Raw genomic sequence first — 20,866 nt, forward strand, 5'->3', positions numbered from 1 at the left:
TATCCGGGCATGCTGCGCTATTGAAAAAATAGCGTTACGTCGACTTGAATGCACGGCATGCGCCTTGCAGATGGCGTGTCCCGGGCAGTGCCCGAACCCATTGCCCCGATGCCGATCCGTCCCCTGAGCGTGCTGACCGCGCTCCTGCATGCCTATATCGCCCTGCGTCTGCTGCCCGCGGCCGCGGGGCTCACGCCGGCCTGGCCGATCGGCCTGCTGGCGCTGGCGGTGTCGGCGCTGACCATCCCGCTGCCCTTCCTGTCGCGGCACGCGCCGCGCAAGAAGCCGCTGCACGTCGCACTGCAATGGACCGGCCTGCTGAGCATGGGCTGGTTCTCGTCGCTGTTCGTGCTGACGCTGGCGCGCGACGCCGGCCTGCTGCTGGCCTGGGTCGCGCAGCGCGTGGCCGGCCTCGCGGTGCCGTGGGACACGCTGCGGCCCTGGAGCGCGCTGGCCGTGTTCGGGCTGGCCACGCTGGTCTCGCTGATCGGCTTCGTCAATGCGCGCCGCACCGCGGACGTGAAGCACGTCGACGTGCCGATCCGCGGGCTGCCGGCCGCGCTCAAGGGCTTCACGATCGTGCAGCTCAGCGACATCCACGTCGGCCCGACCATCCGCAACAGCTACATCCAGCGCATCGTCGACGCGGTGAACCGGCTCGGCGCCGACGCGATCGCGATCACCGGCGATCTCGTCGACGGCACCGTGCCCGAGTTGCGCGAGCACATCGCGCCGCTGGCGGGGCTGCGCGCGCGCCACGGCACCTTCGTGGTGACCGGCAACCACGAGTACTACGCGGGCGCCCATGCCTGGATCGACGAGCTGCGCCGCCTCGGGCTGCAGGTGCTGCTCAACGAGCACGTGGTGCTGCAGACGCGCAACGTGCGCGGCGCGCAGAACGACGAGGAAACCTTCGAGAGCCAGCTGGTGCTGGCCGGCGTGACCGACTACACGGCGGGCCACTTCGACGCCTCGCACGAGAGCGATCCGCAGCGCGCGCTCGACGACGCGCCGCCGCTGGTCCATACGCGCGTGCTGCTCGCGCACCAGCCGCGCAGCGCGCCGAAGGCGGCCGCGGCCGGCTTCCAGCTGCAGCTCTCGGGCCACACGCATGGCGGCCAGTTCTTCCCGTGGAACCTGTTCGTGCCGATGCAGCAGCCCTTCACGGCGGGCCTGCACCGGCTGCAGGACATGTGGATCTACGTGAGCCGCGGCACCGGCTACTGGGGCCCGCCCAAGCGCTTCGGCGCGCCGTCCGAGATCACGCTGCTGACGCTGATGCCCGCGCGCGGCTGAGCGCGGCGCTCAGCCTTCGGCCTGCGCGCCGAGCCGCCGCGCGTTGGCGGTGGCCACCGCGTGGATCGGCTTCAATCCTTCGCTCGCGATGCGCGCCGTGCTGTTCGGCCAGCGCTGGGCCGCGTTCGCGGCGCGCGAGGCCGCACGGATCAGCGCATCGCCATGCTCGGCCGCCTGCGCCGGCGTGACGCTGCCGGCCAGCGAGAGGAAGGCCGCGGCGCCATGCAGGCATTGCTGGCAGATGCGGCTCGCGAGGCCGATCTGGCTGCTGTGCCATTGCCGCGCCATCGCGAAACCCGAGGCATGCGCCGCCTCGAGCTTCTCGTCGCCCATGCGCCGGAATTCGGCCAGGTCGTCGGCACTCGGCGCGAGCCCCGCCTGCGCGATGCGCTCGGTGCGCAGGCGGATCACGGTGCCCGACGACAGCAGCATCTCCTGCGTCTTGAGCGCGAGCTCGGTCCATTCGCGCAGCGGCCACAGCGGCCACGACGAAACGCTGAAGGAGGGAAGGGAAGAAGTGGACGACATCGTGGAGAGCGGCGTAATGCCTGCGAGGGAGATCGGCCCACTATAGGCTTCGCGCGTTGCGAATGCTGCAGTGCAACAAGAACCTGAGCGCATTCCGTGGCGTTTCGCACGTGTTGTTGGCGAAGTCCTACTCCTCGAGGTGGAAATCGCGCATCGGCACGACACAAAACTGAACGCAAAGTGAATATGGCCTCTCGGTTTTCATCATTCGCTTTGGCGATCCGGATCATGAGATTCAACACACCCGCCCCGCTCCGTGCCGCCGCGCTGGCCGGACTGCTGGGCTTGCTGGGCGCCAGCGCCCACGCCTTCGAGGACAGCCAGCGCGGCTTCTACGTGGAAGGCGGACGCGCCCCCCACAGCCAGATGGGCAGCACCAATTCCTTCACCGTCGGGATGACGCTGCCTTGGTCACCGCGACAGCCGGTGCAGGAAGGCGCGCTCACCACCTACTGGGACGTCTTCCTCAGCGACTGGCACGCGCCCGCGCTCGACAACGGCCGGCGCGACTACGCGCAGATCGGCGCCATCTACACCTGGCGCTGGCGCTTCGCGCACGGCGGATCGCCCTGGTACGTCGAAGGCGGCGTGGGCGGCAGCGTGATGGACCATGTCTACCGGACGCCCGACCGCAGCTTCAGCACCGCCTTCCAGTTCACCGAAGTGCTCGGCGTGGGCCGCAGCTTCGGCGAGCATGGGGAACACGACCTGTCGCTGCGCGTGCAGCACTTCTCCAACGGCGGCATCAAGAAGCCCAACCCCGGCGAGAACTTCGTGCGGGTGCGCTACACCTATCACTTCTGATGCGCGATGCGGGCCCGGCGCCCGCGCCGCGCCCGCAGCTCGGTCGCGAAATAGGCCAGCGTGGCCACCACCAGCGGCAGCAGGTAGTAGAGGCCGCGGTAGGCGAGCAGGGCGGCCAGCAGCTGCGCCTCGGCCACCTGGTGCGCGAGCAGCGCGACGAACACCGCTTCCAGCACGCCGAGCCCCGCCGGCACGTGGGTGATCACGCCGGCCACCGCGGCCACCAGCAGTACGGCCAGCACCTGCGGATAGGCCACCTGGCCCTGCAGCAGCAGCCAGATCACGCCACCGATCAGCGACCAGTTGGCGCACGACAGCAGGAACTGCAGCAGTGCCATGCGCAGGGTCGGCGTGCGCAGCACGTGCCCGCGCACATGCCAGCGCTTCTCGTGCGCGAAGGCGCACACCAGCAGATAGACCGCGGCCAGCACCAGCAGCGCCGCGCCCAGCAGCCGCAACTCCTCGCCATCCACCTTCCATGCCGGCGGCAGGCCCAGCGGCCAGAAGAAGAAGGCGGCACCGGCCACCACGAGGTAGCCGATCCAGTTGGTGAGCATGCTGAAGCCCAGCACGCGCGTGATGGTCTCGTTGCGCAAGCCCAGCCGCGAATAGAGCCGGTAGCGGAAGGCCACGCCGCCGACCAGCGAACCGAGGTTGAGGTTGAAGGCGTAGCTGATGAAGGTCACGCCCATCACCGTGCCGGCACGCAAGGGGTGGCCCGTGAGGTGGCGCCCCAGCAGGTCGTAGGTGCTGTAGAGCGCAAAGCTGCAGGCCGCGAGCAGACCGGCGCCGAGCAGCGTCGGCAAAGGCAGCGCGGCGATCGCGTCGCCGACCTCGTGCCAGTCGATGGAACGCGCCTGGTTCACCAGCAGCCAGGCCACGAGCCCGAAGAAGCCCCACACCAGCGTTCGCTTGGCCCAGGGCCAGGCGCGGCGCCAGCCGCTGGCGGGCAACGCATGCAGGCGGCCGCCAGCCGCCGCCGTCATGCGGCCTCCGTCGACGCGGGCGCGCCCTCGACCCCGTCGCCGTGGTCACGGCGCCGCCGGTCGCCCATGTCGGTGACTTCCACCGGCTTGAGCCGCGGCACGTGGCGCGGCAGCCAGCCGAGCAGCGAGGGATACCAGCGCATCAGGTGGAAGATGAAGAAGCTGCGCACCAGCCGCCAGCCGCTCCATTCGCTCGCGAGGTCGGCCGTGTCGATCTGCTTGCAACTGTGCTGCATCAGGTGGTCGAGCCGTTCGTGCAGCAGCGCGTTGAAGGCCGTGTCGCGCACCACCACGTTGGCCTCGAGGTTGAGCGACAGGCTCAACGGATCGAGGTTGCTCGAGCCCACGGTGCTCCAGCGGTCGTCCATCAGCGCGACCTTGCCGTGCAGCGGCCGCTCGCAGTATTCGTAGATGCGCACGCCCGCGTGCAGCAGGTGGTGGTAGAGCATGCTCGCGGCCGTCTTCACGATCGGCATGTCGGGCTCGCCCTGCAGGATGAGCCGCACGTCGACGCCGCGCCGCGCCGCGCGCCGCAGCTCCTTGATGAGCCGGTAGCCCGGGAAGAAGTAGGCGTTGGCGATCACGATGCGCTCGCGCGCGCTGCGGATCGCGGCGCGGTAGTGACGCTCGATGTCGTTGGTGTGGTGGCGGTTGTCGCGCGTGACGAACATCGCTTCCACATCGCCGGCCACCGTGTCGCCCACGGGCGGCGCCTGCCTGAGCCGGCGCCGGAACCAGCCAGGCCCCTTGCCGCCGACCGCGATCGCGCGCAGCGCGAAATGGTGGATCTGCGCCACGATCGGCCCGGCGAGCTCGACCGCGTAGTCCTGCTTGGCCTTGGGGCCGAAGTCCATCAAGTGGTCGGCCGAATAGTTGATGCCGCCGACGAAGGCGCGCTCGCCGTCGATCACCACGATCTTGCGGTGCATGCGGCGGAACACGTTCAGGCGCTGGCCGAGGAAGCGATGACCCGGATCGAACACGCGCACCTTCACGCCGGCCTGGCTCAGTTCCTCGAGGAACTCGCGCGAGAGATCGGGCGAGCCGAAGCCGTCGATCATCAGGTCGACCTTCACGCCGCGCCGTGCCGCCTCGCGCATCGCGGCGTGCAGATCCAGACCCACCTTGTCCTCGAACAGGATGAAGGTCTCGATGACCACCTCGCGTTGCGCGGCGCGGATCGCCTCGAACACGCGCGGAAAGAACTGCTCGCCGTTCTCCAGCAGCTCGATGCGGTTGCCCGCGACCCAGGGATTGCCGTTGCTCATGGATGGATGCGCCTTCAGAGATCGATCTCGGCCACCAGCGGCGCGTGGTCGGACAGGTGCGACCAGGGCCGGCGCGGCAGCACCACCGGCGCGTGCACGCCGGCATTGCGCACGTAGATGCGGTCCAGCGGCAGCACCGGGAAGCGCGAGGGGAAGGTCTTGGCCGCATGGCCGTGCGCATGCACGAACACCTCGCGCAACGACGCGCCCTCGGCCAGCGTCGCATGCGCGCGGCCGCGCCAGTCGTTGAAGTCGCCCGCCACGATCAGCGGCGCATCGGCCGGCACCTCGTCGCGCACGATGTGGCACAGCAACTCGAGCTGCTGCTGCCGGTGCGCCTCGGCCAGGCCGAGGTGGGCGCAGATCGCATGCACGTCGACCGTGCGGCCCGGCAGGCGCAGCACGCAGTGCAGCAGCCCGCGCTTCTCGGGCCCGGCCACCGACACGTCGTGGTTGCGGTGGTGCACGATCGGAAACTTCGACAGCAGCGCATTGCCGTGGTGGCCCTTGGGATAGACCGCGTTGCGCCCGTAGGCGAACTGCGGCCACATGGTGTCGGCCAGGAATTCGTAGTGCGGCGCCTCGGGCCAGTTGCTCACGCGGCGCGAATGGCGCGAGTGGGTGCCCAGCACCTCCTGCAGGAACACCACGTCGGCGCCCACGGTGCGTACCGCGTCGCGCAGCTCGGGCAGGATGAACTTGCGGTTGAGCGCGGTGAAGCCCTTGTGCGTGTTCACCGTCATCACCTTCAGCGACACCGGCGCGGCGGCATTGCCGGCGGCCGCCACGGGGGCAGGCGGGTTCGCCGCCGCGGCCGCGGGGTCGGTTTCGGTCGAAAAGATCGTCGGTGGAGAGGACATCGATGACGGTTGTACGTGGCCGCATCCACCCCGCCTGTAGGAACGCGCCACCTTCTCTTGGCGCCGTCCGGCCATCCGACGCGCAGGGCCCGCGACACCTGCGCACCCCGACGGCCGGTTCCTACAGGCAGGCCTGTCTCATCCCCACACGGGCCGCGCGGGGCCACTCCTACGGTGACCTCAGGGCGTCGCGAAAGACGAAAGACGAAAGACGTCCGGGATTTCTCACCTACTCACTACCAGAGACAGAAAAGGACCCGACCATGAAACACGCACAGCAACGACTTCTTCGAGCGACCCTGCTGGCCGGCCTGATGGGCGCGGGCGGCTTCGCGATGGCGCAGACCTCCTCGATGCCCGCAGCGCCCGATCCGGCGGTGGGCGGCCAGGCCAGCACGCAGTCCGCCACGGGCGTGGCCAACCCCACCCAGCGCCCCGACGGCTTCGAGCCGGTGTCGCGCGAGGCCGTGAAGGCCGAGGCGCGCGCCCACAACCGCAACAACACCAACACGCTGGTGCCCAAGGGCGAGGCCAGCACCACGATGAACGGCCAGCCGAACATGGTGATGGCACCGACCGGCGAGCAGTCGCGCTGGGAAGTGAGCCAGCAGACGCGCAAGGTGAAGCCGCACTTCGGCCAGCCGGGCGAACGCCCGGCGGTGCCGACCAACCCGACCGAGAAGACCGGCACGCCCAAGTAAACGGGGTCGCCAACGACAAAGGCCCGCGACGCGCGAAGCGTTGCGGGCCTTTTTCGTTCACGACCGGCCGCCAGGACCGGTCATGACGGCGGGAGCGGCTCAACCCTTGGCGGGTTGCGCGTCGTGGCCGCCGCGATGGAAACGGTGGCCGTGGCCGCCGAAGTGCATCGTCTCGGCGTCGAAGGTCTTCTGCTGCTCGGGCGTCAGCGCGGCGTAGAAGGACTTCGTGGCGTCGGCGCGCTTGGCGAACATCGCGCTGCGTTCGGCCTGCCGGGCCTGCATGCGTTCGATGCGCTGCGGCGTGGTCAGCTTGGCGAAGTCGGCGCGGGTCATGCGCTGGCCATCGGGACGCGGGCCGGGCGGCTGCGTCGCGCTGGTGTAGCTGGACCAGGCGCTTTCCTGCGAGGCATTGAGCTTCAACTTGTCCTTGAGGGCCGCGAGGCGCTTGGCACGGTGCTCCTGCATGCGCTCGAAGCGCTTGGCCGGGTCCATGCGCTTGTGCTCGGCGCGGGCCTTGCCTTGCGGTGCCGCGCCGTCCGCCTGCGCCACGGCGGCGGTGGGAGCCGCGGCCGTGGGCGCCGGCGTCTGGGCGAAGGCGCCCGACGATGCGAGGGCGGCCGAGCCCAGCAGGCCGGCCCAGAGGATGCGTTGGCGAAGAGAAATCATGAGAGTGCTTCCTTTCGAAGAACCGCCGCCGATGGGCAGCTGGTGAGACGAAGTGTGGAAGCCTTCTGTAACCCGTCGGTGAGCCCTGCGTGAGCCTGCGTAAAGAATGGTGAATGGGCGGCCGCGGGGCTCGCCGATTTCTTCCGCCGGCTACTTCGGGCGCGGCTTCTTCAGGCCCCGGTCAGGCGACTTGAGCTTGCCGGTACGCAGCTGCCGCACCGCCTGCGCCACCGCGCGCGCGACGTTGCGCACCTCCTCCTGCACGTCGGCATCGGCATCGAGCGTGTCGTGGCTGGTGGCATAGGGCTCGTAGTAGCCGATGTAGCGGTCGAGCTGCGCTGCGTTGCCCGCATCGATCAATCCCATCCAGTCGAGCCAGTCGCAGAGGTTGCGCCGCACGCTCTCGATGCCGGCCACGTCGCCGTGCACCACCACGCCGTAGGCCCGGCCATCGAGGTGCTTGGGATAACCCCAGCCCTCGAGCTCGAGCGCCTTGGCCTCCTCGGGCTTCTTGCCGTGCGTGCTGGTGGGGTCGGGGTTGCCGCCATCGGCGCACACCAGCCGGTCGATCATCAGCTTGAGCGGGCTCGTGGCCTGGTACCAGTGGGCCGGCGTGAGCACGATCACGCCATGCGCGGCGGTCCAGCGCTCGTAGATCTCGTTCATCCAGTCGCCGGTCTGGCGCAGCGAATGGTTGGGATAGCAACTGCAGGGCCAGTGGCACAGCGGCATCGCGGTCGAGACGCAACCCTTGCACGGATGGATCTCGCGGCCGTAGTCGGAGGTCAGGAGGCTCAGGTCGAGCAGGTCGGTCTTCACGCCGCTGCCCTCGAGCACCTCGCGCGCGAGCTGCGTCAGCCGCCAGGTCTTGGAGATCTCGCCGGGGCAGGTGCCGTCGTTGCGCGGTGAGCCGTTGACCAGCAGCACGCGCGAATGACTCTGCGGATCGGCCCATTTCGCGTGCGCCGCGTCGATGCGCGCCTTGGCCTCGAGCCAGTCGACCGAGAGCTCGTAGTCGGGGTCGGCATAGCCGGGCCCGGCCTTGCGCGTGACGGGCGCCTTGCGGCCCTCTTGATAGGCCTCCCAGGCGATCAGCTCGATGCGCCGCAGCGATTCGGACTCGGCCTGGAAGGCCGGGTCCTGGAAGTCCTGCATGAAGCGTTCTTGGAACTCGGCGCGCTGCAGCGTGGCGGGCGCCTGTCCTTTTCGGATCGTGGGGGGCATGCGGGCAACATAGAAGCCCCAACCGGCCCCGCGCGCCGCCTTCCATGCCGACACGCGGTAGGCGCAGGCCGCACCGCCGCGTCGGCGCCGGCTCAGCCGAAGCGGCCCTGGCGGAAGTCGTCCACCGCCTGCTTGATCTGCTCGGGCGTGTTCATCACGAACGGGCCGTACTGCACGATGGGTTCGTTCAACGGGTGGCCCGCGATCAGCAGCGCGCGCGCCGGGCTGTGGTTGGTCGAGCCGGCGCGCAGCAGCACGCCGTCGCTGCCGGCCTCGTTCGCGAGGATGGCCATGCGCCGCGTCGGCACCTCGCTGCCCGCGATCCACAGCGATTCGCGGAACACGTAGACCAGCGCGTTGTGCGACGGCGGCAGCGGCTGGGCGAACTCGGCGCCCGGCGGCAGCGTGATGTCGAGGTACAGCGGCTCGGTGCGCTCGCGCCGCACGGCGCCCTCGATGCCGTGGCTCGCGCCGGCGATCACGCGCACGTGCACGCCCTCGGCGGTGGTGAACTCGGGAATCTCGGCACTCTGGATGTCGCGGTACCAGGGCTCGCGCAGCTTCTCGTCGGCCGGCAGGTTGAGCCAGAGCTGGAAGCCTTCCATCAGGCCCTCCTGCTGCTCGGGCAGCTCGCTGTGCACCAGGCCACGGCCCGCGGTCATCCATTGCACGCCGCCGTTCTCGAGCAGGCCCTCGTGGCCCGCGCTGTCGCGGTGCCGCATGCGGCCGGCGATCATGTAGGTGACCGTCTCGAAGCCGCGGTGCGGATGGTTCGGAAAGCCGCCGACGTAGTCGCCGGGGTTGTCGCTGCCGAAGGCATCGAGCATGAGGTAGGGATCGAGCCGCTTCTGCAGCGGCTGCCCGAGCACGCGCGTGAGCTTCACGCCGTCGCCATCGCTGGCCGACACACCGGCCACGATGTGGTCGATGCCGCGCGGCGCGGCCACGGGCTCGGTGGGATGGTGGAGATGATGGTGGTTCGTGTGGGTCATCCGGCCATGGTGGCACCAATGGCCCGACCGCGCCACCCGTGGGGGCGGGCGCTCAGCCTCCGGCCGCGGCCTCGAAGCGCGCGCGCATGTGCTCGGGGTACCACTGCGTGAAGCGGATCGCACCGACGATGGCCGCGACCGTGACCGCGATGCCCACCCACAGCGGCAGCGAGGGCACGTAGACCATCGCCACGTCGGCCAGCACCATCAGCGCGAAGGCCACGGCCCAGGCGGCGGTGATGACCATGTTGATCAGCTTGAAACCCGGCAACACCCAGATCTCGGGTGGCGTCTGCTCCTTCGCGTACTGCAGGGTGAAGGGCTGGCCGATGGCCATCGAGGCCAGCACCACCAGCAGCAGTCCCGCGTCGACGCGCAGCCGCACGCCGAGCAGCGACCATTCGGTGTGGGTGGCGAGCGCGAACACGGCCAGGCCGCCGAACAGCAGCACGGTGCCGATCTCGAGCACCTTGACCGTGCGCTTGGGCGTGAGCCAGTCGCGCAGCAGCAGCACCGCCGACAGCGCCGCCGCGGCCGAGAGCGCTGGCACCACGCCGAGCAGGCGGTCGCACAGCGCGAAGACGATGAAGGGCGCGAAGGCCAGCAGCATGCTCATGACGACGCTCCGAAGCGGACGGTGGGTTGGGCGTCGGCCAGCGCGCCGGCGCCGGGCACGCTGCCCGCGGCATCGAACCAGTTGCCATGGAAGCCCGCGGGCACGCGGTGCGGCAGCGCGGCGGTGCACAGCGGGCCGTTGGCCACGGCGCGCGCATCGAAGACGGCGAGCTCGCTGGTGTTGGTGGCGCCGCGCCAGATCGTGGCGAGCAGCCAGCCATCGCCTTCCTCGGCCTGCGCCGAGCGCGGCACGAACACGGCCTCCGACATCGTGTCGGGAACGGGCAGCTTGTAGATGCCGCGCTCGCCGTTGGCATGGTCGACGTGCGCGAGGCCCGCGAAGTTGCGCCGCGCCTCGGCCGGTCCCTCGTCCTCGCGCAGCACGTACCAGCCGTGGCGGTAGGGCAGGCCGGCGAAGCGCTCGTCGATGCGCGGGAATTCGCCGGGGCGCGGATCGAGCACGGTGCGCGTGAACTCGCGCGCCGGGTTCGCGAGCTCGAACTGCCAGCGCACCAGGCGCGCGGGCGGATCGCCCGCGCCGATCGGCGAGCCGTCGGGCCGCGGGAACAGCGGCGGGGTGTCGAACTGCATCACGTCGGCGTACAGGCTGCCGTCGGCCTCCCAGGCATTCATCACGTGGAACACGTAGCAGGCCGGGCCGCGCCACCAGACGATGTCGGCGCTGCCGCCACCGCGCGGCATCAGGCCGACGCGGGTGCCGAACTCGGGCTCCCAGGCATAGGGCGGGCGGCCCTGCTGCGCGCGCTCGAGGCTGGCGGTGATCGGCATGATCGGGAACATCACGTGGCCCTCGGTCACCATGAAGTCGTGGACCATGCTGGCATAGGGCGCCTCGAAGCTCTCGAAGCGCGTGACGCGACCGTCGGCCGCGATGCTGCCGAAGCTCATGCCCGCCGACAGCGGCGCGGGCGTGCCGTAGCCGAAGAACAGCAGCTCGCCGGTGCGCGGATCGGTCTTGGGATGGGCCGTGAAGCTGCCGTGCAGGCGGCCGTCGAGGTCGATGGCGCCGAGCGTGTCGAGCCCGGGCAGCGTCATCGCGATCGGCAGGTGCGCTTCCTCGAGCGCGAGCATGCGGCCGGCATGGCCGATCACGTTGGTGTTGCCGGTCCCGTCGTCCTCGCGCTTGGGCGCCTCGCCCTCGGTGCTCTGGAAGCCGACGCGGCGCCGCTCCTGTCCTTCGACCGTGGCCTGCCAGCGCTGGGTGCGCACCCAGCGGTTGCGGTAATGCACCGCGCCATCGGCGATATGAAAGGCATGCAGCATGCCGTCGCCGGCGAACCAGTGGGCGCGCGGGTCGGGCGCCACCGGGTTCGGGCCGTTGCGCACCAGCGTGCCGCGCAGGCCGGCGGGCAGCGTGCCCTGGAGCGGCAGCGGGCCGACGTCGGTCTCGAAGCCGATCGGGCCCAGGTTGGAAGGCGGGGCGCTGCGGGTGACGGCATCGTTCATCGGGGTTCCTTCGGATCGTCGGCCGGGGCCGGTGTAGGGGTGGAAAAGCGGGGAGGGCTTATCTTTCCAGTGGAAATATCGTCGAGCCATCCGGTGAAGTCAAGACATTTTTCCAGTGGTAAGATTTTTGGATGCCTGCTGCTTCCCGTTCGCGCCGTTCCCGTTCCACGGAGCCGGCCACCGCCGAATCTTCGCCGGCCGCGCCGGCCATACCGGCCGAACCCGCCGCGCCGGCCCGTCGCTACCACCACGGCGCCCTACCCGATGCCTTGCTCGCCGCGGCCGAGACCGTGCTGCAGCGCGACGGCATCGCCGGACTCGGCCTGCGCGCGATCGCGCGCGAAGCGGGCGTGTCGCACACAGCGCCCAAGCACCACTTCGGCGACACCACCGGCCTGTTGAGTTCGCTCGCCGCCGTGGGGTTCCATCGCCTGGCCGACGCGATGCGCACCTCGGCGCCCGAGGGTGCCGACGCCAGCGCGCGGCGCAACGCGATCGGCCGCGCCTACGTGCATTTCGCGCACGGGAACCCGGCGCTGTTCGGGCTGATGTTCCGCACCGAGAAGATCGACATGCTGCATCCCGTGCTGGGCGCCGCGGCCGCCGAGGCGATGCGCGTGATGGCCTCGATCATCGGCGGCGCGCCGCGGCTGCCCGACAGCCCGCCCACCTCGCTGAGCAATGCCGAAGCCATGCAGATGACCTCGGCCTGGGGCTATGTGCACGGGCTCGCGGTGCTGCTGATCGATCACCGGCTGCGCGGCATCCTCAAGCTCGCGCCGGGCTTCGACGATCCGCTGGCGCTGGTCGACGCGGCGCTGGACGAGGTGCGTTTCGGGCTGGAGCTCGAGCCGCGCGACTGAGCCTGCCGCTTCAGGTCGAAGGCTGCCAGTAGCGGTACTGCCAGCGTGTCTCGAAACCGGCGCGCCGGTACAACGCCAGCGCGGGATCGTTCTGCGCCTCGACCTGCAGGAACACTTTGTCGAACCCCCGCTCGAGCGCCACCCGCGCCAGCCCCGCGAGCACGCGTCCGGCCAGGCCGCGGCCGCGCTGCGCGGCGTCGGTGCGCATGCCGTGCACGCTGGCCCAGCCATGGCCGAAGGCCATCGCGCCCGCGGCCACGGTGCGGCCGCCCTCGCGCACGCTCGCATAGAGCGAACCCTGGGCACGCGCCAGCACGCGCACGCGGTGGGCGCCGTCCACGGGATCGAAACCCTCGCCGAGGAACAGCGCCGCCCAGGCCTCGTCGGGCGCGGTGTCGACCTCGGCCGGCAGCGCGCCGGCCGGTGCCACGGCCTGCATCCGGCGCAAGGTGGTGGTCTGCACCAGCGTGGGCTTGGCGCCGCGATAGCGCCGGGCTTCGAGCTCGGCGCGCAGGCCGTCGAAGCATGCGAGATCGGCCAGCCGCAACATGGGCGGGAGCCCCTGCGCGGCGTAGCCTTGCTCGATCCGCTCGAGCGTGCCCTCGGCCGCCGGCGCATGGCGCAGCGGCACGGCCGAGCGGGCACGCGAGACCGTGCCGTGGTCGAAGGGCAGCAGCCAGCCCTCGATGTCGCCAAGCGCATCGGGCGACACGGCCGCGACCGTGGCGCGCTCGATCGCTTCGACCTCGGCGCTCATGGATTGGGCTCCGGCGGCGCGAACTTCGCGCTGGCCACGCTCTTGAGCAGCGACTCGCGCTGGTTGCGGCTGATGCCGCGCACGCCTTCGGCCACCCACTTCACGCGGTCGGGATCGATGGCGCCGTCGCGTCGCCACTGCTCGAGCACCGCCTGCGGCTTGTGCAGCATGGCCGCGAGCCAGACCGCCTGCGCGGGCTCGAGGCTGCGCGCGCTACGCTTGAAATAGCGCTTGGCCGCGGCTTCCGCACCGCAGAGGTTGCCGCCCCAGGGCGCGTTGTCGAGATAGAGCTGCAGGATGCGCGCCTTGCCCAGCGTCTGTTCCATCTCGACCGCGTAGAGCAGCTCGCGCAGCTTGCGCTCGGCCGTGCGTTCGCTGCCGGTCGCCAGCAGCTTCGCGAGCTGCTGCGTGAGCGTGCTGCCACCGCGCTTCTGCGCGCCTTCCTTCTGGTTGTTGTCGATCGAGGCCAGGATCTCGGTCAGGTCGTAGCCGGCGTGGGTGAAGAAGCGCTGGTCCTCCGCGGCGATGACCGCGCGCGCGAGCCAGCTGTCGTTGGTCAGCCTGGCCGAGGGGCCGCAGCTGGTGCGCGCGCCCAGCATGGCCTCGGTGCCCAGGCCTTCGACCGTGAACTGGCTGATGGTGGGCAGCACCGAGAAGGTGGCTTCGGGCAGCACGACGTGGCCGCGCAGCGCCAGCGTGCCGCCGATGCGCGCGCGCTGCAGCTCGGGCAGGCCGGGCACCAGCACCGCGTACCAGCGCGCGATCGGCGCGTCCTGGATGTCGACGCTGAGCTGCAGGTTCTTCGGCGCCAGGCGGCCTTCCCACTTGCCGTGCAGCGTGGCGGCGGGATCGCCCGCGGGCGATCCCTGCGGCGTGGCGCCGAGCGTGCCGTTGAGCGTGTTGCCGTCGCGGCGCACCGTGGCCACCAGCTGCTGCACGCGGATCGGCTGCGCGCCCAGCGCCGGCAGCTCGACGCTGCATGGCGCGCAATGCAGCTCGAGCAGTTCGTCGGCCGCCTTCCAGGCGAAGCGCACAGTGCCGTGGCCGGTGTCGAGCGAGCGGCCGTCGAGCCAGGGCGCGAACCAGGGCGAGGTGGCGATGCGCACCGCGGTCGGCACGCCAGTCTCGAAGGCGAACGGGCCGGCCTTCACCGTGGTGCGCCATTCGCCGGGCGCGGGGGCCAGCGCCAGCTTGACGATCAGGAAGATCGCCACGCCGGCCGTGATCACCAGGGCCAGCAGGCCGAAGAGGAAGAATCGAAGGGTCTTTTTCAGCAACGGGTTCACATCGGTCTCGCCACGGTGACGGCTTGCCACGGTCCGTTCGACCGGCCGCTGGCTGCCGCCCAGTACCAGGCTGAAGTGTCGGTGAAAGCGGCGCCATCGGCGTCGACGATGCGCTCGCAGACGCGTAACTTTTGCCCACCGTGCCGTTGCGCAACAAAACAGCGCCACAAATTCGGCTCGCCGGCCTGCACCTGGTGCTCCAGCCGCTCCTGCGCGATGCGATAGCCGAGCGCGCGGTAGCAGTCGGCCGCCGGATGCAGCATGCGCGTGGGCTGGCGCACCTCGCGCATCACCAGGGTCTGGCGGCCGTCGGTCATGCGGCCGATGGCGCCCGGGAAGCGGTCGGCGAAGCGCTGCTCCACCTCGCTGAGCGCGAGCGGACGCAGCGCGGCGCCCTCCCATTCGCGCGGCCATTCGATCGTGGCCGCCACCGGCTCGGCTTCCCTCGGCGTGCGCAGCGCGGCGGCGGTCGACCACAGGATGCACAGCAGCATGGCGGCGGCGAACAGCGTCTTGTGGCCCATGCGGTTGATGAAATGGTTCGCGAACAAGCGCTCGAACATGTGCTCAATGGGCAGTGTCGACACGGCGGCCTCCCTGGGTGGTGATCAGGCCTGGAACGGGCCGCATGACGAAGTCGAGGCCCGCCTCGCTTGGCTCGCGCGCCATCAGCCGCGCGATGGCACCGCACACCAGCGCCAGCACCGCCAGGCCCAGCGCGTTGTGCGCCCACGGCGCCAGCGGATGGCCGGCGCCCTCGCAGGCGATCAGCACGCTGTTGCGCACGATGTTGCCGGCCAGCACCGCGAGGCCGACCAGCGGCAGCCGGGCCAGGAAGCCACGGTCGGCGCGCCGCGCCCACAGCGCGACGGCGCAGGCCGTGAAGTAGCCGAGCCAGACCATCTGTACGCCCGAGCACGGCGCGTCGACGATCACCATCCGGCCATCGATCAGCAGGGTGCTGCCTTCGCGCACCACCTCGAAGCCCGGAGCCAGCAGCCAGCGGCTGGCCTCGGCCGTCACCACGCGCAGCGGATAGCCGGCGTAGAACTGCAGCGAGGACAGCAGCGGCAGTGCCAGCACCGCGAGACCCGCGACCGGCACGGCCGCCACGCGGCGCGGCAGGAAGGCCATGAGGCCCGCCGCCAGCGACAGCACCGCCAGCAGGCCGGCCGCGAGCGGCGGCAGCGCGGGCAGGCTGCCGAGGCCGGTGCGCAGCACGGTCGCCGCGAGCGTGCCGGTGCCGGCCAGTGCGAGCCAGCCCAGCCGCGGCGCGGCACGCAACTCGCCGCGGCATTGCCAGGCCAATGCCGCGAGCGCGACCAGCGCCAGCAGCCCGAGCGGATCGTCCGACCCGTCGATCATGCGCCGCAGCATCCAGGCCCAGGTGGGCGCGAGCGCGGCAAACTGCAGGGCCAGCCAGCCGGCGGCCGGAAAACGGTCGATGCGGATGCCCCAATCCACGACGCGTGGATGGCGATGGGCCAGCGTAGCCAGTGACATGGTGTCGTGCCCCCGCTCAAGCCGTGAAGCGGCGCGCATCGTGGCGGCGCGCGCGGCGGCGCAGCATCGCCAGCACCGAGAGCACGACCGCGATCGCGCCCAGCGTCTCGGGCTCGGGGGTGCTCGGCACCTCGGCGCCGAGCGCGCCGCCGTCCACCGCGCTGTCGCTCACGCCCTGTGGCATCGGTAGCGGCTGGTTCACGCTGGCGCTGTCCTGCGGCGCGGCATTGCGCACCACCTTGTCGACCGCGATGAAGCTGGTGTACTGGGTCAGCAGGCTGTACTTGAGGCCGAGCTCGGTGATGCGGTCCTTGAAGGCGGCGCTGCCTTCGAGCGCTTCCTGGTCGCTGAGGCTCTGGATGCGATGGCGCGCCCACAGCGTGCGCAGCGCGGCCGTGTCCTGGCGCGTGCGCGCATCGATGCGCACTTCCTGGCGGTATGGGCCCTCGGCACCCTGGCCCTCGACGATCACGCGCCCGCGCGCTTCGCCGCGCCACTTGCCGAACACGATCACCGGACGTTCGCCCAGCACGTCGGGCAGCGCCTGCGGCTCCACGTCGTACACGTCGAGCCCGCCGAAGGTGGCCTTCACGCTGGTCAGCACCGGCGACTCGACCATGCGGCGGAAGCGCGCGGCCTGCTCGGGCGCCTGCACCGGGTCGGTGATGATGAAGGGCTCGCCCATGCCGGCGCGCGCGATGCCTTCCATCAGGCTGCGGTTGACCGAGGAGCCGATGCCGAAGGCGAACACGTTGGCCTTCGAGAGGTTGTTGCGCACCAGTTCGAAGGCCTCGCGCTCCACCGTCACGTAGCCGTCGGTCACCACCACCACGGTGCGCGAGACCTTCTCGTCCTTCGGTTCCGCATACACGCGCTTCAGTGCCGGGATCAACTCGGTGCTGCCGCTGCCGTTGAAGTTCTTGATGGTGGCCAGCGCCTGTTCGATGTTGGCGCGGGTCGCGGGCACCGAGGTCGGCGACAGCATCCTGTTGCTGCCCGAGAACAGCAGCACGTTGAAGGTGTCGCTGGGACGCAGGCCGCCGATCAGGCGCTCGAGCACCACCTTCGCGGTGTCGAGCGGGAAGCCATGCATCGAGCCCGAGATGTCGACCACGAAGATGTAGTCGCGCGGCGAGATGGCGCTGGCGGCCACGGCCTTGGGCGGCTCGACCATCGCGAGGAAGAAATTCTCGGCGTTCTCGCCCTGGCCCTTGTAGAGCATCAGCCCCGATTCGATCTTCTCGCCCGCGAGCCGGTAGTCGAGCACGAAGTCGCGGTTGTCCGCCGGGCGGCCGTCGGCCGCCAGCACGATCTCGGCATGGCGGTCCTCGTCGCTCTTCTTCACCTCGATGGCATGCGTCGCCGAGCGGATCTCCTTTAGGCCCATCGGCGTGTCGATGCTGGCCTTGAGCTGGAAGGCGGTGCCGGCCGCCACGCCCGCGCGCAGCGTGGGCTGGCCGACCCAGGGCGCCTGCGCATTCGAGGACTGTGGGCTGTTGTAGCGCGGGCCCACCACGGTGGGGAACACGAAGGCGTAGTTGCCCGACTGCGGCACCAGCAGCTCGCTGTAGCGCAGTTCCACCTTCACGTCGTCGCCCGGCAGGATGTTGGCGACGTTCATCTGGAACACGTTCGGCAGGTGCTGCTCGAGCAGCGCGGCGGTCTTGCCTTCTCGCTTGGCGGTGTCGTATTCGATCTTCGCCTGCTGCTTCTCGCGGATCTGCGCGGTGATCAGGCGGTCGGCCAGGCGTACGTTGAGGCCGCTCACGGCCGCCTGGGTCGAGCCCGGGAACACGTACTTGGCCTCGATGGGGCGCTGGCCCTCGTTGCGGTAGGTCTGGGTCACCGTCACGTCGGCGATCACGCCCGAAATCTTGACCGAGACCTCGGTGCCCTTGAGCGGCAGCCGGTCGATCGAGGGGTCGTCGCTCTTCACGAAGAAATAGGGGCTCTCGGTCTTCAGGCGCGGCGCGGCCGCTTCCTGCGCATGCACGGGATTCAGGCTCAGCGCGACGAAGCCCGCCATCGCGAGGCTCAGTGTCGCCAGCCAGAGCCAGCGGCCGGGTCGATGGGCTAGGGGGGTGTGCATGTCGGGTCCTCTTGTCGGTTGTCGGATGGCCCGCACTGTCGCCAGCCCGCGAGAAGGCAATGGGAAGGCTTCTTGAAGTCCGCCGCGTTGTGTGAAGTCCGCGTGAAGTCGCCGCGCCGCCCCGCTTCACACGGGCTTCGGATCGCGCGGCGAGCATCCGGTCCGTCGTCAACGAGGAGAGAAAAACATGCTGCAACTTCTGAAGGATTCGATGCTGGCCAAGGTGGGAGGGCTGCTGCTCCTGGTGCTGCTGCTGTGCATTCCGCTGGCCGAGATCGACCGCATCAACAACGAGCGCGGCGACAGCCAGCGCGAGGCCGCCGCCGAGCTGGCCGCCACCTACGCGGGCCCGCAGACCGTGGTCGGTCCGCTGCTGCTGGTGCCCTATGTCGAGCGCTGGATGGAGCCGCTGCGCGACGCGCAGGGCAAGGTGATCGGCCAGGAGGCGCGCAGCAAGGAGATGGCGCACGTGGTCTTCCCCGACAAGCTGCACATCGAGGGCTCGATGACGCCGCAGCAGCGCTACCGCGGCATCTTCAAGATCCCGTTCTACACGCTCGACGCCACCCTGTCGGGCGGCTTCGCGGCCTTCGACCCCGAGGCGGTCGCGCACAGCGAGCCCGATTCGAAGATCGAATTCAAGACGCCGCTCGTGGCCTTCAACGTGAGCGATCTGCGCGGCCTCGACGGATCGCCCGCGCTGACGGTGAACGGCGCCGAACTGCGGCTGCGCCAGCGCGTGCCCGGCCTGCCCGACGATTCCTGGTTCGCCAACGGCATCCACGCGCCGCTCGGTGCCGCGGCGCTGGCCGCCTGGCAGACGCGCGCGCCCTTGCCCTTCGAGATGAAGCTGTCGCTGGTCGGTCAGGACACCCTGTCGATGGTGCCGATCGCCGAGGAGACCAGCGCGCACCTGAAGTCGCCCTGGGCCCATCCGAGCTTCGGCGGCCGCTTCCTCGCGGCCCAGCGCGAGGTCACGCCGCAGGGCTTCGATGCGCACTGGCGCGTGTCCTCGCTCGTGAGCTCGGCGCGCGAACAGGTGCGCGCCGACCTCGCGGGCCGCGGCGACGTGGCGGCGGCCTCGGCCAACGGCAACGTGCGCGCCGGCCCGCAGCCCTTCCATCCGCAGAGCTTCGACGTCTCGCTCGCGCAGCCGATCAATGTCTATTCGATGAGCACCCGCGCGGGCAAGTACGGCGCGCTCTTCATCGGCCTGGTGCTGATGGCCGCCTTCATGTTCGAGCTGTTCCGCAAGCTGCGGCTGCATCCGGTGCAGTACGGCCTGGTGGGCCTGTCGATCGCGATCTTCTTCCTGCTGCTGCTCGCGCTGTCGGAGAAGCTGGCCTTCTGGCTCGCCTATGCAGGCGCGGCCGGCGCGAGCGTGCTGCTGCTGGGCATCTACTTCGCCGCCGTGCTCGGCAGCTGGAAGCGCGGCGCCGGTTTCGCGGCCTTCGTCGCGGTGCTGTACGGTGCGCTCTATGGACTGCTGGCCTCCGAGAGCAATGCGCTGCTGCTCGGTGCGCTGCTGATCTTCGGCATGCTCTCGGCGCTGATGCTGATGACGCGCAAGGTCGACTGGTATGCGCTGTCGCGCCGGCCCGAGGCCGCACCGGCGGCTCTCATCGATCCCACATGAAAGCGCTGCGCGTCGCGCTCGGTGCCCTGGGCTGGCTGGCACTCGCCTTCCTCTGCTTCTGGGCCTGGCACCTGAAGGATCCGCACCTGCGCTTCATGCACGCCTGGGAAGTACCGCTGCTGCTCGCGCTCGCGGGCAGCGGCGTGGCGATCGTCTGGCGCTTCGCGCGCCGTTCGCTGCGCCCGATGCTGCTCGGGCTGCTGTGCGCGGTGATGCTCTGCAGCGGAGCCGACGAGCTCTCGAGCCGCCAGCGCCGCGCGGAAGTGCTCGCCGCATCGGACGCGCAGGCACGCAGGCTCGGCGCGCACTTCATCGTCGGCTACGAGAACGCCGAGATGCCGATGCTGCGCGAGCTCGCGCGCCACGGCACGATCGGCGGCATCTTCGTGACCGGCCGCAACGTCAAGGGCCGCAGCGCGACGCAGCTGCGCGAGGAGATCTCGAGCCTTCAAGACTTGCGCACGGAAGCCGGCCTGCCGCCGCTGATCGTCGCGACCGACCAGGAAGGCGGCGCCGTGTCGCGGCTCTCGCCGCTGATCGAACGCCAGCCTTCGCTGGCCACCCTGATCGATGCCGACGTGCCCGAGAACGAACTCGCGCAACGCGCCCGTGCCTATGGCGAGCAGCAGGGCAGGGCGCTCGCCGCGCTGGGCATCACGCTCAACTTCAGCCCCGTGGTCGACCTGCGCACCGGCCGCGCGCCGGGCCGCTGGGACCTGCACACCCGCATCGACGAACGCGCGATCTCGGCCGACCCGGCCCTCGTCGCCGAGGTAGCGCGGGCCTACGAGCAGGGCCTCGAAGCGGCCGGCGTGCAAGGCACGCTCAAGCACTTTCCGGGACTGGCCGGCGTGGCCGAGGACACGCACCACGAAGCCGGCTTCCTCCGCACACCCACGGCCCGACTTGCAACACATGACTGGAAACCGTTTCAAGAGGTGTCGGCTTCGACACAAGCGGCTGTCATGCTCGCCCATGTGACCGTTCCAGAACTCGACCCCGACCATCCGGCATCGTTCTCGCGCAAAATCGTGCAGTCCGTGATTCGCGGCGCGTGGGGGCACGACGGCCTGCTCGTCACCGACGATCTCACGATGGGTGCAGCCTACGACCGGGGCCTGTGCAACGCCACGGTGCGTGCGCTGAATGCCGGCGTGGACCTGCTGCTGGTCGCCTACGACCACGACAAGTACTTCGACGCGATGCACTGCGCGCGGCAGGCCGAGAGCCGCGGCGCCATCGACGCCGCCATGCTGGCCGCGAGCGCATCGCGGCTGGCCCGGAACCCGCGCCTGCGCGGACTCTCTCAATAGCAGGACCTCCCT

20 protein-coding genes are annotated in these 20,866 nt (G+C 70.3%); 6 read left to right on the forward strand and 14 right to left on the reverse strand.

What is annotated here, in order from left to right; all coding sequences use genetic code 11:
* Positions 1-48 precede the first annotated feature (48 nt).
* On the forward strand, positions 49-1,296 hold the full coding sequence (locus KV106_RS21005) for a metallophosphoesterase (protein WP_261212104.1): 1,248 nt from the start codon (positions 49-51) through the stop codon (positions 1,294-1,296).
* A gap of 9 nt (positions 1,297-1,305) precedes the next feature.
* Here KV106_RS21005 and KV106_RS21010 read toward each other — a convergent pair whose 3' ends face one another.
* On the reverse strand, positions 1,306-1,824 hold the full coding sequence (locus tag KV106_RS21010; protein ID WP_261212106.1) for a polyhydroxyalkanoate granule-associated phasin: 519 nt from the start codon (positions 1,822-1,824) through the stop codon (positions 1,306-1,308).
* A gap of 228 nt (positions 1,825-2,052) precedes the next feature.
* On the opposite strand from KV106_RS21010, the gene KV106_RS21015 reads away from it, so the two are divergent.
* Positions 2,053-2,628: an acyloxyacyl hydrolase gene (locus tag KV106_RS21015; RefSeq protein WP_261212108.1), complete on the forward strand. Its 576-nt coding sequence runs from the start codon at positions 2,053-2,055 to the stop codon at positions 2,626-2,628.
* On the opposite strand, the gene KV106_RS21020 is transcribed toward KV106_RS21015, so the two are convergent.
* The 3 genes from KV106_RS21020 to KV106_RS21030 are packed head-to-tail and all read right to left on the reverse strand — an operon-like array spanning position 2,619 to position 5,742.
* Complete coding sequence (locus tag KV106_RS21020) at positions 2,619-3,614, reverse strand: lysylphosphatidylglycerol synthase domain-containing protein (RefSeq protein ID WP_261212109.1); 996 nt, start codon at positions 3,612-3,614, stop codon at positions 2,619-2,621. The two genes, KV106_RS21015 and KV106_RS21020, sit on opposite strands and share 10 nt — an antisense overlap.
* Positions 3,611-4,882 carry a cardiolipin synthase ClsB gene (clsB, locus tag KV106_RS21025; RefSeq protein ID WP_261212111.1) on the reverse strand — a complete coding sequence of 424 codons (1,272 nt, stop codon included), beginning with the start codon at positions 4,880-4,882 and terminating at the stop codon, positions 3,611-3,613. Before clsB ends, KV106_RS21020 begins: the two co-directional genes overlap by 4 nt.
* A gap of 14 nt (positions 4,883-4,896) precedes the next feature.
* Positions 4,897-5,742: an endonuclease/exonuclease/phosphatase family protein gene (locus KV106_RS21030; RefSeq protein WP_057591846.1), complete on the reverse strand. Its 846-nt coding sequence runs from the start codon at positions 5,740-5,742 to the stop codon at positions 4,897-4,899.
* A gap of 263 nt (positions 5,743-6,005) precedes the next feature.
* On the opposite strand from KV106_RS21030, the gene KV106_RS21035 reads away from it, so the two are divergent.
* Complete coding sequence (locus KV106_RS21035; RefSeq protein ID WP_057591845.1) at positions 6,006-6,443, forward strand: hypothetical protein; 438 nt, start codon at positions 6,006-6,008, stop codon at positions 6,441-6,443.
* A 99-nt stretch (positions 6,444-6,542) separates the two neighbouring features.
* Here KV106_RS21035 and KV106_RS21040 read toward each other — a convergent pair whose 3' ends face one another.
* The 5 genes from KV106_RS21040 to KV106_RS21060 all read right to left on the reverse strand — a co-directional run bounded on the left by KV106_RS21040 (position 6,543) and on the right by KV106_RS21060 (position 11,407).
* The gene (locus KV106_RS21040) at positions 6,543-7,109 is read right to left on the reverse strand and encodes a Spy/CpxP family protein refolding chaperone (protein WP_057591844.1); all 567 of its coding nucleotides are present in this window, start codon (positions 7,107-7,109) and stop codon (positions 6,543-6,545) included.
* 150 nt (positions 7,110-7,259) lie between these two features.
* Positions 7,260-8,333, reverse strand: coding sequence for a flavodoxin family protein (locus KV106_RS21045; protein WP_261212114.1), 1,074 nt, complete (start codon positions 8,331-8,333; stop codon positions 7,260-7,262).
* Positions 8,334-8,425: 92 nt separating this feature from the next.
* Positions 8,426-9,325 carry a pirin family protein gene (locus KV106_RS21050; protein ID WP_057591842.1) on the reverse strand — a complete coding sequence of 300 codons (900 nt, stop codon included), beginning with the start codon at positions 9,323-9,325 and terminating at the stop codon, positions 8,426-8,428.
* A gap of 52 nt (positions 9,326-9,377) precedes the next feature.
* Positions 9,378-9,941 carry a hypothetical protein gene (locus KV106_RS21055; RefSeq protein WP_057591841.1) on the reverse strand — a complete coding sequence of 188 codons (564 nt, stop codon included), beginning with the start codon at positions 9,939-9,941 and terminating at the stop codon, positions 9,378-9,380.
* Positions 9,938-11,407 (reverse strand): carotenoid oxygenase family protein, encoded by a 1,470-nt coding sequence (locus tag KV106_RS21060; RefSeq protein WP_261212116.1) that lies wholly within the window; start codon positions 11,405-11,407, stop codon positions 9,938-9,940. Before KV106_RS21060 ends, KV106_RS21055 begins: the two co-directional genes overlap by 4 nt.
* 131 nt (positions 11,408-11,538) lie before the next feature.
* On the opposite strand from KV106_RS21060, the gene KV106_RS21065 reads away from it, so the two are divergent.
* Positions 11,539-12,270, forward strand: a complete 732-nt coding sequence (locus KV106_RS21065; protein ID WP_261212117.1) for a TetR/AcrR family transcriptional regulator — start codon at positions 11,539-11,541, stop codon at positions 12,268-12,270.
* Positions 12,271-12,280: 10 nt separating this feature from the next.
* Here the strand turns inward: KV106_RS21065 and KV106_RS21070 are convergent, their stop codons facing one another.
* Genes KV106_RS21070 through KV106_RS21090 form a run of 5 tightly spaced genes read right to left on the reverse strand, consistent with a single transcriptional unit; the run spans position 12,281 to position 17,905 of the window.
* Positions 12,281-13,027 carry a GNAT family N-acetyltransferase gene (locus tag KV106_RS21070; protein WP_261212118.1) on the reverse strand — a complete coding sequence of 249 codons (747 nt, stop codon included), beginning with the start codon at positions 13,025-13,027 and terminating at the stop codon, positions 12,281-12,283.
* Positions 13,024-14,313 (reverse strand): biosynthetic peptidoglycan transglycosylase, encoded by a 1,290-nt coding sequence (locus KV106_RS21075; RefSeq protein ID WP_261212120.1) that lies wholly within the window; start codon positions 14,311-14,313, stop codon positions 13,024-13,026. The genes KV106_RS21070 and KV106_RS21075 overlap by 4 nt, the downstream gene beginning before the upstream one ends.
* On the reverse strand, positions 14,310-14,876 hold the full coding sequence (locus tag KV106_RS21080; protein WP_057591838.1) for a hypothetical protein: 567 nt from the start codon (positions 14,874-14,876) through the stop codon (positions 14,310-14,312). The genes KV106_RS21075 and KV106_RS21080 overlap by 4 nt, the downstream gene beginning before the upstream one ends.
* A gap of 4 nt (positions 14,877-14,880) precedes the next feature.
* On the reverse strand, positions 14,881-15,816 hold the full coding sequence (gene xrtQ, locus KV106_RS21085) for an exosortase Q (RefSeq protein ID WP_261212123.1): 936 nt from the start codon (positions 15,814-15,816) through the stop codon (positions 14,881-14,883).
* 16 nt (positions 15,817-15,832) lie between these two features.
* Positions 15,833-17,905, reverse strand: a complete 2,073-nt coding sequence (locus KV106_RS21090) for a VIT and vWA domain-containing protein (RefSeq protein WP_261212127.1) — start codon at positions 17,903-17,905, stop codon at positions 15,833-15,835.
* Between the two features lie 187 nt (positions 17,906-18,092).
* On the opposite strand from KV106_RS21090, the gene creD reads away from it, so the two are divergent.
* Together creD and KV106_RS21100 are read left to right on the forward strand one after the other, a co-directional pair.
* Complete coding sequence (creD, locus tag KV106_RS21095; RefSeq protein ID WP_057591835.1) at positions 18,093-19,541, forward strand: cell envelope integrity protein CreD; 1,449 nt, start codon at positions 18,093-18,095, stop codon at positions 19,539-19,541.
* Positions 19,538-20,854: a glycoside hydrolase family 3 N-terminal domain-containing protein gene (locus KV106_RS21100; RefSeq protein WP_261212129.1), complete on the forward strand. Its 1,317-nt coding sequence runs from the start codon at positions 19,538-19,540 to the stop codon at positions 20,852-20,854. The genes creD and KV106_RS21100 overlap by 4 nt, the downstream gene beginning before the upstream one ends.
* The last annotated feature ends 12 nt before the right edge of the window (positions 20,855-20,866 follow it).

This window comes from Variovorax endophyticus (genome assembly GCF_025376855.1).
GTDB lineage: Bacteria > Pseudomonadota > Gammaproteobacteria > Burkholderiales > Burkholderiaceae_C > Variovorax.